13 protein-coding genes are annotated in these 13,112 nt (G+C 69.6%); 9 read left to right on the plus strand and 4 right to left on the minus strand.

All coding sequences use genetic code 11. The annotated features are described in order from the left end of the window. The first annotated feature begins 29 nt into the window (after nt 1–29). Nucleotides 30–941: a hydroxymethylglutaryl-CoA lyase gene (locus ACNI65_RS00655; protein WP_416760630.1), complete on the plus strand. Its 912-nt coding sequence runs from the start codon at nt 30–32 to the stop codon at nt 939–941. A 27-nt stretch (nt 942–968) separates the two neighbouring features. On the opposite strand, the gene ACNI65_RS00660 is transcribed toward ACNI65_RS00655, so the two are convergent. Next, entirely contained in the window at nt 969–1,415 is a 447-nt protein-coding gene (locus ACNI65_RS00660) for a VOC family protein (RefSeq protein ID WP_416760631.1), read from the minus strand. Nucleotides 1,416–1,517: 102 nt separating this feature from the next. Here ACNI65_RS00660 and ACNI65_RS00665 point away from each other — a divergent pair, with 102 nt between their 5' ends. The 5 genes from ACNI65_RS00665 to ACNI65_RS00685 all read left to right on the plus strand — a co-directional run bounded on the left by ACNI65_RS00665 (nt 1,518) and on the right by ACNI65_RS00685 (nt 5,089). Beyond that, nucleotides 1,518–2,099 carry a ComF family protein gene (locus tag ACNI65_RS00665; protein WP_416760632.1) on the plus strand — a complete coding sequence of 194 codons (582 nt, stop codon included), beginning with the start codon at nt 1,518–1,520 and terminating at the stop codon, nt 2,097–2,099. Nucleotides 2,100–2,112: 13 nt separating this feature from the next. Next, nucleotides 2,113–2,670: a hypothetical protein gene (locus ACNI65_RS00670; RefSeq protein ID WP_416760633.1), complete on the plus strand. Its 558-nt coding sequence runs from the start codon at nt 2,113–2,115 to the stop codon at nt 2,668–2,670. Between the two features lie 134 nt (nt 2,671–2,804). Beyond that, a complete protein-coding gene (locus ACNI65_RS00675) occupies nt 2,805–4,295 on the plus strand; it encodes a C25 family cysteine peptidase (protein WP_416760634.1) in 1,491 nt (496 codons plus the stop codon). Beyond that, nucleotides 4,285–4,578, plus strand: coding sequence for a hypothetical protein (locus tag ACNI65_RS00680; RefSeq protein WP_416760635.1), 294 nt, complete (start codon nt 4,285–4,287; stop codon nt 4,576–4,578). Before ACNI65_RS00675 ends, ACNI65_RS00680 begins: the two co-directional genes overlap by 11 nt. Nucleotides 4,579–4,783: 205 nt before the next feature. Next, the gene (locus tag ACNI65_RS00685) at nt 4,784–5,089 is read left to right on the plus strand and encodes a DUF883 family protein (protein WP_416760636.1); all 306 of its coding nucleotides are present in this window, start codon (nt 4,784–4,786) and stop codon (nt 5,087–5,089) included. Between the two features lie 60 nt (nt 5,090–5,149). On the opposite strand, the gene ACNI65_RS00690 is transcribed toward ACNI65_RS00685, so the two are convergent. After that, nucleotides 5,150–7,477 carry a putative bifunctional diguanylate cyclase/phosphodiesterase gene (locus ACNI65_RS00690; protein WP_416760637.1) on the minus strand — a complete coding sequence of 776 codons (2,328 nt, stop codon included), beginning with the start codon at nt 7,475–7,477 and terminating at the stop codon, nt 5,150–5,152. Nucleotides 7,478–7,641: 164 nt separating this feature from the next. On the opposite strand from ACNI65_RS00690, the gene ACNI65_RS00695 reads away from it, so the two are divergent. Next, complete coding sequence (locus ACNI65_RS00695) at nt 7,642–8,049, plus strand: phage holin family protein (protein WP_416760638.1); 408 nt, start codon at nt 7,642–7,644, stop codon at nt 8,047–8,049. Further along, nucleotides 8,046–8,414: a hypothetical protein gene (locus tag ACNI65_RS00700; protein WP_416760639.1), complete on the plus strand. Its 369-nt coding sequence runs from the start codon at nt 8,046–8,048 to the stop codon at nt 8,412–8,414. Before ACNI65_RS00695 ends, ACNI65_RS00700 begins: the two co-directional genes overlap by 4 nt. Here the strand turns inward: ACNI65_RS00700 and ACNI65_RS00705 are convergent. Together ACNI65_RS00705 and ACNI65_RS00710 are read right to left on the minus strand one after the other, a co-directional pair. Further along, entirely contained in the window at nt 8,405–10,810 is a 2,406-nt protein-coding gene (locus ACNI65_RS00705) for a YgiQ family radical SAM protein (RefSeq protein ID WP_416760640.1), read from the minus strand. The genes ACNI65_RS00700 and ACNI65_RS00705 overlap by 10 nt on opposite strands. Before the next feature lie 100 nt (nt 10,811–10,910). Beyond that, a complete protein-coding gene (locus ACNI65_RS00710; protein WP_416760641.1) occupies nt 10,911–11,618 on the minus strand; it encodes a TetR family transcriptional regulator in 708 nt (235 codons plus the stop codon). 208 nt (nt 11,619–11,826) lie between these two features. Between ACNI65_RS00710 and ACNI65_RS00715 the strand changes: the two genes are divergently transcribed. After that, nucleotides 11,827–13,089, plus strand: coding sequence for an efflux RND transporter periplasmic adaptor subunit (locus ACNI65_RS00715; protein WP_416760642.1), 1,263 nt, complete (start codon nt 11,827–11,829; stop codon nt 13,087–13,089). The last annotated feature ends 23 nt before the right edge of the window (nt 13,090–13,112 follow it).

Consider the following 13,112-nt stretch of genomic DNA (forward strand, 5'->3'; position numbering starts at 1 on the left):
CGTTGGAAGTACCACAAAGAGGATTCCCCATGACCACCTTGCCCACCCGAGTGACGCTCGTTGACGTCGGCCCGCGCGACGGCCTGCAGAACGAGAAGGAGACGGTCAGCACCGCCGACAAGGCGCGGCTCGTGAGCTTGCTGCAGGACGCCGGCCTGAAGGAAATCGAGGTCACGAGTTTCGTCTCGCCGAAGTGGGTGCCGCAGATGGCGGACAACACGGCGGTGATGGCGGCGATCGAGCGCCGGCCTGGCGTGCGGCACAGCGTGCTGGTGCCCAACATGAAGGGGCTGGAGGGCGCGCTCCCGACGAAGCCTGACGAGGTGGTTGTCTTCGCCGCGGCGTCGGAAGCCTTCTCGAAGAAGAACATCAACTGCTCGATCGCCGAGAGCATCGAGCGTTTCGCGCCGGTGGTGGCGGCGGCGCACGAGGCCGGCATGAAGGTGCGCGGCGCGTTGTCCTGCGCGGTGGGCTGCCCGTACCAGGGCGAGGTCTCGCCCGACGAGGTCGAGCGCGTGGTGAAGTTGATGAAGGCGATCGGCGTCGATCACCTGGGCGTGGCGGACACGATCGGCGTGGGCACGCCGCGCCAGGTGCAGGCGGCGATGGAACGGGCGCTGCGGCATTACCCGCTGGTCGAGGTCAGCGGGCATTTCCACGACACCTACGGTCAGGCGCTGACCAACATCTACGCGTGCCTGGAGATGGGCGTGCACACCTTCGACGCGAGCGTGGCGGGCCTGGGCGGCTGCCCGTACGCCAAGGGCGCGACGGGCAATGTCGCGACCGAGGACGTGGTGTTCCTGCTCAACGGGCTGGGCATCGAGACCGGCATCGACCTGGTCAAGCTGGTGGATGCGGGCGCGTTCATCTCCGGCGTGCTGGGCCGCCCGCCGGTGTCGCGCGTCGGACGGGCGATCCTGGCCAAGCGCAAGGGGTGAGGCCCTCGCGGGGCGGGCCCGATCAGCTCAACCCCGCACCCGCTCCACAAACCACCACAGGTGCCCGTCGAGGTCGAGCACGCCGTAGCTCTTGTCGGCCCAGTACTGCGGGCCGTAGTCCTCGACCTTGGGTTCGTACACGATCGTCGCGCCGGCCTGACGCGCGCGCTCGCAGTGCGCGACCGCATCGTCCACGTAGACCATCAGGCTCTGCGTGTTGGCGCCACCCACCCCCTTGGGGCTGCGCAGCGGAATGCCGAAACGCTGAGAGCGTTCCCCCTCGCCGCCCTCGCTGACCATGATCAGCGCCTCCCCGTAGATCAACTGGCTGTGGACGACCGATCCGTCGTCTCCATCCACCCGCAGCTGCACCTCGAACCCGAAGGCCTCGCACAGCCACGGGATCGCCTTCGCGGCGCTTTCGTAGAACACGGCACTGGACAGACGCGGCCATCCGGCAGGCGTGGGTTTCATGGCGACTCCCTGATCGTGGAGCAGCCAGCATAACCAGTGCACCTCGAACTGTTCGTTCGACCCTCCAACCAAGACGCCTTTCCACCCGCGAAAGGCGTTCCCATGAAGGTGTCCCTGCGACAGATCGACGGCCCCTGGACGACCGGTTTCGTGCTCGACAAGCACATGCTGCGCAGCGTCTATCTCGGTGACGACGCCGACGGCCATCCCCAGTTCGAGAACACGCGCACCGAGGTCGGCGAGGCCGTCTTCCGGCTCAAGTACCGCGAGGACAAGCTCCAGGCCGAGCCGCTCGCCCGCGCGCTGCGCACGCACATCGTCCCGCGACTCGGGCCGCTCGGTTTCATCGTGCCGATGCCCGCCTCGCGCCTGCGCGCCGTCCAGCCGGTGTCGCTCGTCGCGCGCGAACTCGCGCTGCAACTGCGCGTGCCGGTCTTCGAGCGGCTGCTGCTGAAGACGCCGCTGACCCGCGCCCTCAAGGACCTGCCCTCGCGCGAGGAGAAAATGCTGGCCCTCGCGGGCAGCTTCTCGCTGCATGACGAGATCCGCAACCAGGGCCTGTGGAACGCACTGCTCATCGACGACCTGTACGACAGCGGCGCCACCATGGAGACGGCCAGCCTGCTGCTGCGCAAGTACCGCAAGATCAACCACCTCTACGTGGCCGCCCTGACCTGGAAGTGAGACCCCCGACCCGATGACCACCGTCTTCATCGCCGGATCGATCGGCATCAAGCGCCTGGACCTGCGCGTCAAGGCGCGCATCGAGCGCATGGTCGAGCAGTCGCTCGACATCGTCGTGGGCGACGCCGACGGCGTGGACACCGCCGCGCAGCACCACCTGCACACGCTGGGCGCCACGCGCGTCACCGTCTACTGCGCCGGCGAGACGCCGCGCAACAACCTCGGCGACTGGCCCGTCGGGCCGGTCGAGTCGCCCCACGCGCCGGGCACGCGTGCCTTCTTCGCCGCCAAGGACCGGCGCATGGCCGAGCTCGCCGACTACGGGCTGATGGTGTGGGACTCGCGCAGCACCGGCACCTTGTCCAACGTGCTGGAACTGCTGGGCCGCCGCAAGAAGACCGTCGTCTTCGTGCACAAGCTCAAGGCCTTCCGGACCGTGGGCGATGTCGACCAGCTCGAGGCGCTCGTCGCGTCCATGTCCGAGGCCGCGCGGCGCCAGGCGCAGGACAAGATCAAGCTGACCGAGCGGCTGCTGGGCCTGCGCCATGAGCAGCAGCGGATGTTCCCGTGAGCGGGGAGGCGGTCGCCGCGCGGCGCTCCGCCTCCCCAGCTTGTGCATTGCGGTGTCGCGCGGCGCTGCCTACGATCAAGGATTGCCCGGCATCCGGTCCGGGCTCTCGGCGAAATGAAGGGGAGGGCGCTCACATGGACAAGCTGGTCATCACGCACCGCGCGGCGTTGCGCGCGAAGTACGGCGCCGCGGCGCTCGTCAAGATCGACGCGGCGCTCAAGGCGCTGATCACCGCCGACAAGCGACGCGGCGTGGACACGCAGGTCCTCGCCGTCGATCTCGCCTCGGCGATGAAACCCTTCAGCGCGGCGGCCGTGCCGGCGCGACCCGATGCGAAATCGCTGAAGACGGCCATCGACGCGATCGCCCGTGCCCGCCAGCCCCATTACTTCGTCCTGCTGGGCGGTCCGGACCTGCTGCCGATGGTCCCGCTGAAGAACCCGGCGCACGGCGGGGAGCTGGGAGATGCGGACGCTGTCGTGCCCAGCGATCTGCCCTATGCCTGCGAGGGTGCTTATTCCACCGACCCCAACCGCTTCCTCGGCCCGACGCGCGTGGTCGGGCGGCTGCCGGACCTGCCCGGGGCCACCAAACCCGACCTGCTGCTGCAGCTGATCCGCGCCGCGGCGCGTCACCAGGGGTTGCCGCGCGATGCCTTCGCCGACAGCTTCGGGTTGTCCGCCGAGGTCTGGCAGGCCTCCACGCGGCTGAGCCTCACCAACACCTTCGGCCACGCGGACCGCATGCACCTGTCCCCGCCAGAGGGCCCCCGCTGGACCAAGGCCGACCTGGCGCCGCGCATGCACTTCATCAACTGCCACGGCGCCGAGGACATGCCCGAGTACTACGGCCAGCGCGGCGAGGACTATCCGGTGTCGCTGCGCTCGACGCTGCTGCGCGACCGGGTCACCGCGGGCACCGTGGTCGCGGCGGAATGCTGCTACGGCGCCCAGCTCTTCGATCCTGACCAGGCCGACGGCGCCTGGCCGATGGCGCTGCGCTACCTGGCCGACGGCGCCTGCGCCTTCCTGGGCAGCACCACCATCGCCTACGGTCCCAGCGAGGGCAACGGCTCGGCGGACCTGCTCTGCCAGTACTTCCTGCAGCGCGTGCTGGCGGGCGCGTCGCTGGGCCGGGCGCTGCTCGAGGCCCGGCAGAAATTCGCCGGAGAACGCACCCACCTCGACCCGATGGACCTCAAGACCCTGGCCCAGTTCTACCTGCTGGGCGATCCGTCGCTGCAGCCGGTGGCGGGCGCGGCGCATGCGCTGGCCCGGACCAAGGCGTTCAAGAAGGCGTTCGCGAGCATCGAGGACCGCGGCGTGCGCGGCCTGCGCCGCGAGCGCCTGGAACGCGAGGGGCGCAACCTGGCGCGGTCCTTGCCTCGCCTCTTGCCCACCGAGGAGGCACCGGCCAAGGCGGTCGTCGACGCGGTGAAGCCGATGCTCAAGGACTCGGGCATCGACCCGGCCCGCTGCGAACCGATCAGCTACCGCATCGCCGGTGCGCCGGGCCACCGCACGATCCATCTGTACAAGGGCTGGGTCGAGCGCAAGCTGCTGGCGCTGATCGCCACCGAGCAGGACGGCCGCCTGCTTCATGTGAGACGCATGCATGCCCGATGAATCCTCTCCCGAACGCCTGCGCGGCCGCCTCTGCCGCGAACGGGTTGACGTCGGCAGCAAGAGCGAGCGCGTGGCGCTGCTGCTGGCGCTGGACGGCGAGGAGGCGGACCTCGTCGGCAGCGCGCGCGTCGTCCTGCGCCGCGCCGGCGCCAATCCCTTCAGCGATCCGACGCTGGAAGCGCTGGAGGGTCAGGTGTTGATCGTCGAAGGAGAGCAGCGCACCAGCTATTTCCTGGTGCGTCGCTACACCGTTTGCGGCGAGGATGACGAGGCCTCGCACTGAGCCGCGCCGCGTCGCTGCCTGGGCCGGGAGCGCCACATGCCCGTCAGGCGCTCATGGCTCGTGCATCGGTAAACCCGCGCGCCGCGGTCGGACACCCGTCGGGGCGACTTGCCCCAGGCTGCTCGACAGACGTACAACCGAGCTTCGTTCGGCGCCGATGCGCATTTTGTTGAATCCCACAATCCGACCAAAAGGAGTTCCGCTCATGGCCAAGACCTCTCCCTCCGATCGCCTGCTGACCGACCTGCATCAGGTCGTGACCGACGCGGAATCGCTGCTGCGCGCCACCGCCGACCAGACCAGCGCCGGAGCCTCCGAGCTGCGCGCCCGGGTGCAGTCGACGCTGGATCGCGCCAAGACCAGCCTGGGCGAGTTCCAGACCGCCGCGGTCGATCGCGCCAAGGCCGCCGGCAAGGCGACCGACGACTACGTGCACGACAACCCCTGGCAATCGATCGGCGTCGCCGCCGGTGTGGGCCTGCTGCTGGGCCTGCTGCTGACCCGCCGTTGATCTTCCGCCCGGCCTGTCGATCAGGCCGGTGGCCCCGGTCTTCGGACTGGGGCTTTGGATCTAACGGCCGCCGCTCACCGGGGTGGCAGCCGGGGCCTGGGCCGGAGGCACCGCCGTGGCGGTGGTCTCCCAGGGCTTGGGCGCCGCCAGCCAGCGCTCGAGCTCGTCGGCCGGCATCGGCCGCGCGAAGAGCCAGCCCTGGCCCTCGTGACAGCCCAGCGCCAGCAGGTGCTGGCGTTGTTCCTCGGTCTCGATGCCCTCGGCGACGACGCGCATCCCGAGGCTGCATCCGAGATTCACCACCATCTGCGCGATCGTCGCGCCGGCAGCCGAGCTCTGCGCCTCGCGCACGAACGCGCGGTCGATCTTGAGCCGCTCCACGTCCAGCCGGCGCAGCTGGCTCAGCGACGAGAACCCGGTGCCGAAGTCGTCGATCGCGACCGACGCGCCCGTGCCGCGGATCTCCGCCAGCACGCGCAGCACCGCCGACACCTCCTCCATCGCCATCGACTCGGTGATCTCCAGCTCCAGCGCGTCGCCCGGCACGTCGGCATCGGCCAGCGCGCGGCGCACCGTGTCGATGAAGGACGGATGTCGGAACTGCGCCAGCGAGATGTTCACGGCGATGCGGAACTCGGTGTAGCCGGCGTCGCGCAACTGGCGCACCTGCCGGCAGGCGGTCCTGAGCACGAATTCGCCGATCGGGACGATCAGCCCGGACTGCTCGGCCAGCGGGATGAACTGGTCGGGCGGCACGTACTTGCCCTCGTCGGTGCGCCAGCGCAGCAGCGCCTCGGCGGCGACCACGCGCTGCGTGGTGAGCTCGACCTGCGGCTGGTAGACGACGAACAGGCGCCGTTCCTCGAAGCTCGCCCGCAGACCCTTGAGCAGCTTGAAGCGCTCGCGCGCGTCGATGCCCATCTCGGGCGAGAAGTACTGCGACGCGCCGCGGTTGCCCGCCTTGGCGCGCTTGAGCGCGATCTGCGCGTCCAGCAGCAGCTCCGAGCCCAGCGCCCGCGACTGCGCGAGCCGCACCAGCCCGGTCGTGGCCGAGAGCTGCAGGCGCTCGCCCGCGACGGTGAACGGGTCGTCGAAGACGGTGCCGATGCGATGGCCGTTGACCATCTCGTCGGGGCCGAGCAGCCCGAACGCATTGGACGAGATCCGCGCCATCGCGGTGTTGAAGCCCAGCCGCTGCGCCAGGCGCTGCGAGACGGCCTGCAGCACCTGGTCGCCGAAGCGGTGACCGAAGGCGTCGTTGACGTCGGCGAAGTCGTCCAGGTCGATCAGCGCGAGCGTGATGCCCTCGGGCGACTTGAGGTTGTGCTCCAGCAGCTCGATGAACCGCGTGCGGTTGGGCAGCTGCAGCAGCGGGTCGTTGTAGGCCTGGTCCGTCAGCTGCGTGTAGAGCATGACGTTCTCGAAGCCGACCGCGATGTTGGAGCAGAACGCGCGCAGCAGCTGGCGGTCGAGCTCGTCGAGCTCGCGCTGGACTTCCACCAGCGCCGCCATCGCGCGCCCGCTGGGCAGCCCGAAGAACAGCACGGTGCAGCCCGCTTCATACAGGTTGTGGCCGACGCTCAGGCAACGCGCGAGCAGGTCGCGGATCTTGCCCACCGGCACCGCGTGCAGCGGCCGGTTGATCAGCGAGCTGTACTGGCCGGCGGCGGCGATCACGCGGGCGTCGCCGCTCGGATCTCCCTGCGCGTAGCCGGGCGCCTGCACGCACACGAGGCCCTCGGGCAGCGTGCCCAGCAGCGCGCACAGCTGCGTCACCACGCCCTCGGCGAAACGGTGCAGTCCGTGCTGGCGGCCAAGCTCGGTGCTGGCCTCCACGATCATCTCCAGGCCCTGCCGGTTGGCTTCCAGTGCGCGGATCTGCCGGTACGAGCGGATCGCCGCCGTCAGCACCGTGTAGAGCCGCGTGCGGGTCAGCTCCGACTTGGTCTTGTAGTCGTTGATGTCGTAGGCCTGGACGGTCTCGATCTCCGGCGCGTAGCCGGGCTGACCGGTGCGCAGCACGATGCGCACGGCGCGCTGGCGCAGCTCCTCGCGGATGTGGCGCACCAGCTGCAGGCCGGCGTCGTCGGACTCCATGACGACGTCCAGCAGCACGACGGCGATGTCGGACTCGTGACCGAGCAGCGAGCGCGCCTCGGCGGCGGATTTGGCGTGCAGGAAGGCCAGCGGCTGGCCTTCGACCAGCAAGCCCTGCATGGCGAGCTCGGTGGCCTTGTGGACGTCGGTGTCGTCGTCGACGATCAGCACCCGCCAGGGCTTGCGCGGGGGATGTTCCTCGACGTCGGCATGCTCGTGGTCGTCCAGGAACTGCAGCAGGTCGTCGTCGTCGTCGACGGCAGAGTGCGGCGTGGGCTGGCGATCAGGCATTGAATGGACCTTGAAAGGCCGGCAGCGCGGGGGGCGCGCAACCAAGCGTTACCGCACTGTAGCCCAATGACTTGGGGCCCAATGGACAAAGAACGCCCTCGTTTCCCCCGATTCAGTGATAGCTTCCGCAGTTCGGAGGGAAGGACACAGAGGAGCGACATTCGATGGAATCACGCGATCCGGGGCTGACGGAGCGGCTGCGGCGCATGGCCGAGCGGACGCTGGAACTGGCCCGTGTACGCCTGGAGCTGCTGGGCGTGGAATTGCAGGCGGAGCTGCTCCGGCTGTTCGGCGCGCTGACGGCCTTGCTGCTGGCGCTGCTGCTGGGCGTGGCGGCGCTGCTGATGATGGTGTTCTCGCTGCTGCTGTGGGTGCCCGATCCGTGGCGGGCCCCCCTGGGTGCGGGGATGGGCGCGGCCTTCCTGATCGGCGCGCTGGGCGCCTGGTACTGGGCGAAGCGGCAGCTGAGCCTGGGCCGCCCGTTCTCGGCGAGCGTCGCGGAACTCGCGCGCGATCAGCGTGCGGTGTCCGACGAGGACGGCCCCGACGCCGCGCGCGGAGCCCGGCCATGATGTGGCGCGACGCGCGTCAGCGGCTCAAGCTCCGCCAGCTGGAGCTGCAGTTGCGCAGCGCGGAGCTGCGCCTGGGTCTCGTGCATGACGCGCAGGGCCTGGCCGGTCCGATGCAGTGGGCGGAGCGCGGGCATGCGCTCTATCGCCTGGCGGGCAGCGTCCCGCGCCTGTGGCGCACGGTCGTCGCGATGGCCGCGGCCGGCGGGCTCGCCGGGCTGATGCGCATGTTTCGAAAGCGCGACCCCGACGCGGCGGACAGCCCGCCGGGCCGGCTGGCCCGGCTGTGGGCCTGGGTCAGCCTGGGATGGAAGGTCTGGCAGTGGGTGAAGCCGGCGCCGGCTTCACCGCCCGACGATCAGCGCTGACCGCGCTTGGGCGCTGGTTTGCCGCGCGGAGCGGGCTTCGCGCCCGTGGCGCGCGGAGGCAGCCCGGTGTGCTGCGTCAGGATCTGGCCGGCGCGCGGCTTGTTCGGCGCGACCTTCTGACCCGCGTTCGTCGAGTTCTTCCGGCGCGCCGATTCATACCCGCCGTCCGTGCCCGTGGGCTGGAAGGTCGGGATCAGGTGGTGCTTGCCGTTGCCGATCAGGTCGGCGCGACCCATGTCCTTGAGCGCCTCGCGCAGCAGCGGCCAGTTGTTGGGGTCGTGGTAGCGCAGGAAGGCCTTGTGCAGGCGCCGGCGGCGCTCGCCCTTCACGATGTCCACCGGCTCGCTGTCGCGGGTGACCTTCTTCAGCGGGTTCTTGCCCGAGTGGTACATCGCCGTGGCCGTGGCCATCGGGCTCGGATAGAAGGTCTGCACCTGGTCGGCGCGGAAGCCGTTGCGCTTGAGCCAGAGCGCGAGGTTCATCATGTCCTCGTCCGCCGTGCCCGGATGCGCCGCGATGAAGTAGGGGATCAGGAACTGTTTCTTGCCCGCGGCCGCGCTGGCCTGCTCGAACAGCTGCTTGAAGCGGTCGTACGTGCCGATGCCGGGCTTCATCATCTTGGACAGCGGGCCGCCCTCGGTGTGCTCCGGCGCGATCTTCAGATAGCCGCCGACGTGATGCGTCACCAGCTCCTGGATGTACTCGGGCGACTCGATCGCAAGGTCGTAACGCAGGCCCGAGCCGATCAGGATTTTCTTGACGCCGCGCAGCGCGCGGGCGCGCCGGTACAGCTTGATCAGCGGACCGTGGTCGGTGTGCAGGTTCGGGCAGATGCCCGGATAGACGCAGCTGGGCTTGCGGCAGGCCGCCTCGATCTCGGGGCTCTTGCAGCCGATGTGCCACATGTTGGCGGTCGGGCCGCCGAGGTCCGAGATGATCCCGGTGAAGCCCTTCACCTTGTCGCGGATGTCCTCGATCTCGCGAATGATCGAGTCCTCGCTGCGGCTCTGGATCACGCGGCCCTCGTGCTCGGTGATCGAGCAGAAGGTGCAGCCGCCGAAGCAACCGCGCATGATGTTCACGCTGAAGCGGATCATCTCCCACGCGGGGATCTTGGTGCCGTGGTCGTGGCTGCCGTCCTGGTCGGCGTAGACCGGATGCGGGCTGCGCGCGTAGGGCAGGTCGAAGACGTGGTCCATCTCCACCGTCGTCAGCGGGATCGGCGGCGGGTTGAGCCAGACATCGCGATCGACGCCGCCCGACGAATGCCGCTGCACCAGCGCGCGCGCGTTGCCCGGGTTGGTCTCCAGGTGCAGCACGCGGTTGGCGTGGGCGTAGAGGACCGGGTCGCTCTTGACCTGCTCGTAGGCGGGCAGGCGGATGACGGTGCGGTCGCGCGGCGTGACCAGCGCGCGGCCGTCGCTGCCGTGGCGGGCTAGCGTCTGGCGCACGATCTTGATCGGCTTGATCTCGGGCATGCCCGGCTGCGCCGCCGCGCTCGTCGAAGGCGATCCCGGCGCGCCGGCGGCCTGCGCCTGTTCCTGCTGCTTCGAGCAATCGGTGCCCTGATCGGCGGCCGCTTCCTCGGTGGTCATGTAGGGGCTGAGCAGCGCGTCGATCTTGCCCGGCGCGTCGACCTCGGTGGAGTCGATCTCGAACCAGCCGTCCAGCGACGCGTCGTCGGGCTTGCGCATGAACGCGGTGCCGCGCACGTCGGTGATCGATTCGATCGGCTTCTTCTGCGACAGGCGGTGCGCGATCTCGATGATGGCGCGCTCGGCATTGCCGTAGACGAGCAGGTCGGCCTTGGAGTCGACCAGCACCGAGCGGCGTACCTTGTCCTGCCAGTAGTCGTAATGCGCGATGCGGCGCAGCGAGGCCTCGATGCCGCCGATCACGACCGGCACGTCCTTGAAGGCTTCCTTGCAGCGCTGCGTGTACACGAGCGTGGCGCGGTCCGGCCGCTTGCCCGACGCGCCGCCCGGCGTGTAGGCGTCGTCCGAACGGATCTTCCGATCCGCCGTGTAATGGTTGATCATCGAGTCCATGTTGCCGGCCGCCACGCCGAAGAACAGGTTGGGCTTGCCCAGCGCCCGGAACGCGTCCGCGGAGTTCCAGTCCGGCTGCGCGATGATCCCCACCCGGAAGCCCTGCGCCTCCAGCGTCCGCCCGATCACAGCCATGCCGAAGCTCGGGTGGTCCACGTACGCGTCCCCGCTGACGATGATGATGTCGCAGCTGTCCCAGCCCAGTTGCGTCATCTCCTCCCGCGACATGGGCAGGAAGGGCGCGGGGCCGAAACGTTTCGCCCAGAACGGGCGGTACGAGGTCAGCGCCTTCTGGCCGGTCTTCTTCAGATCGGACAGCGGACGGGTGGGCGGGGGTGCGATGGACACGGCGGCGGCTCGGGCTTGGGCAACCGGGTATTGTCGCCGCACCCTGGGGTTTCCCTCAGGGGACCCTGCACAAATGCGGGGCTTTCCAACGGAAAAGCGATTATTCCTGGGGATCGGCTGGTCGATCGCATACCGGCTGGCGGCCCAGCGCGGCGCGCTCCGCGGCGTTCAGCGGCGGGAAACGGTTGGGGACATCGACCGTCAGGCTGGACAGGTAATGCTCCAGCCGCGCCTGCCCGACGGCGATCAGGTCGAAGGCCTCGGGATCCAGGATCCAGTGGTGCAGCAGGCCGCCCACCAGCGCCATCAGCCCGATCGCGGCCTGCTGGGTGTCGACGTCCTTGGGCAACTGGCCCAGCTCGATGGCACGGTCGAAGGCGGCGCGGTTGTGGCCCGTCCACTCCCGGTGCGCGGCCACCTTGCGGCCCCGGATCGAGGCCATTTCCCCGACGAACTCCACCCGCAGGTTGGCGATCTCGAAGGCGCGACGCGTGCGAGCGTTGAACACGGCGCAGTGCATGACGTTCATCAAACGCAGCCGCAGGTCGTCCAATGGCCGCTCCGGACCGGGCGACACGGACGCCTGGAAGTCCTCCTCCAGCGGCATGGTGGCGCGTTCCATCATCGCGTTGAAGAGCTGGACCTTGTCCTCGAAATGCCAGTAGACGGCGCCGCGCGTCACGCCGGCGGCCTGGGCGATGTCCTGCAGCGAGGTGCGCGACACGCCCCGCTCATGGAAGAGCTGCTCCGCGGCGTCGAGCAGACGGGCGCGGGTCTCCTGGGCTTCTTGTTTGGTTCTGCGGGCCATGGGCGCGATTGTAGAAGCACGGAACGGAAACATACATGCATGAATGTATGTATATACTGCGCGACTTTGGTCGAACCGCGCCGGCGCTGGGCGTCGTGGCGGGGAGAACCGCGGCTTGCCGGACCGGGCGGCCGATCCAGCGCCCCGCCGACCTGGCCGGGCCGCCCATTCGAACTGTGATCTGTACTGCGAGAGGAATCCCATCGTGATGTCTACCCCTCTGACAAAAGCAACGCCGGGGTCGGAGCGCCCGGGCCTGAAGGCCGGCGCGCGCATGCTTTACCTGGTGCCGCTGGTGATCGCCATCGCGTCGGTGCTGACCGCCTGCGGCAAGGACGAGGCGAAGGGCCAGGGCCAGGGCGGCGGCATGCCGCCGGCCAACGTCGGCGTCGTCACGGTGGGCCAGCAGGCGGTGGCGCTGCAGACGGAATTGCCGGGCCGCGTCGAGGCGCTGCGCACCGCGCAGGTCCGCGCCCGCGTCAACGGCGTGATCCTCAAGCGCCTGTTCACCGAAGGCTCCGAGGTCAAGGCCGGCCAGGCGCTGTTCCTGATCGATCCGGCCCCGTACCAGGCGGCGCTGGACAGCGCCAACGCCAACGTCGCCAAGGCGCAGGCCAATGAGGCGCAGGCCGCCGCGCAGGCCGCGCGCAACAAGCCGCTGGCTGACGCCAAGGCGATCAGCCAGCAGGAATACATCACCTCGGTGGCCACGGCCAAGGCCGCCGCCGCCGACGTGGCCGCCGCCAAGGCCGCCGCGGTGCAGGCCAAGCTGAGCCTGGACTACGCCCATGTCTACGCGCCGATCTCGGGCCGCATCGGCCGCGCGCTGGTGACCGAGGGCGCGCTGGTGGGCGCTTCCGACGCCACCCAGCTCGCGCTGATCCAGCAGGTCAGCAGCGTGTACGTGAACTTCACGCAGTCGGCCAATGAAGTGCAGGCGATGCGCCGCGCGCTGGCCGCCGGCCAGCTGCGCAGCGCCGGCAGCAACGCCGCGGCGGTGGAGATCGTCGGCGACGACGGCGCCGTGCTGCCCCGCACCGGCAAGCTGCTGTTCACGGACCTGACCGTGGACCCGACCTCCGGCCAGGTCACGCTGCGCGCCGAGGTGCCCAACCCCGACAACGCGCTGCTGCCCGGCCAGTACGTGCGCGTGCGTGTCGCGCAGGCGGAACTGCCCTCGGCGGTGCTGCTGCCGCAGCAGGCCGTGACCCGCGGCTCCAACGGCGACACCGTGCTGGTGGTCGGCCCGGACAACAAGCCCGCCCCGCGCAAGGTGAAGATCGGCAATGCGATCGGCAACCAGTGGGTGGTGCTCGACGGCCTGAAGGCCGGCGAGAAGGTCATCGCCGACGGCTTCCAGAAGATGTTCGTGCCGGGCGCGCCGGTCAATCCGGTGCCGTTCAACCCGGCGAGTGCCGCATCCGGCGCGGCCTCCGGCGCCGCGCCTGCCGCCTCGGCGGCCAGCCACTGAGCGCCTGACGCTCAGGAAGGACC

Source organism: Roseateles sp. So40a, assembly GCF_048081605.1.
In the GTDB taxonomy this organism is placed as follows: Bacteria; Pseudomonadota; Gammaproteobacteria; order Burkholderiales; family Burkholderiaceae_C; genus Roseateles.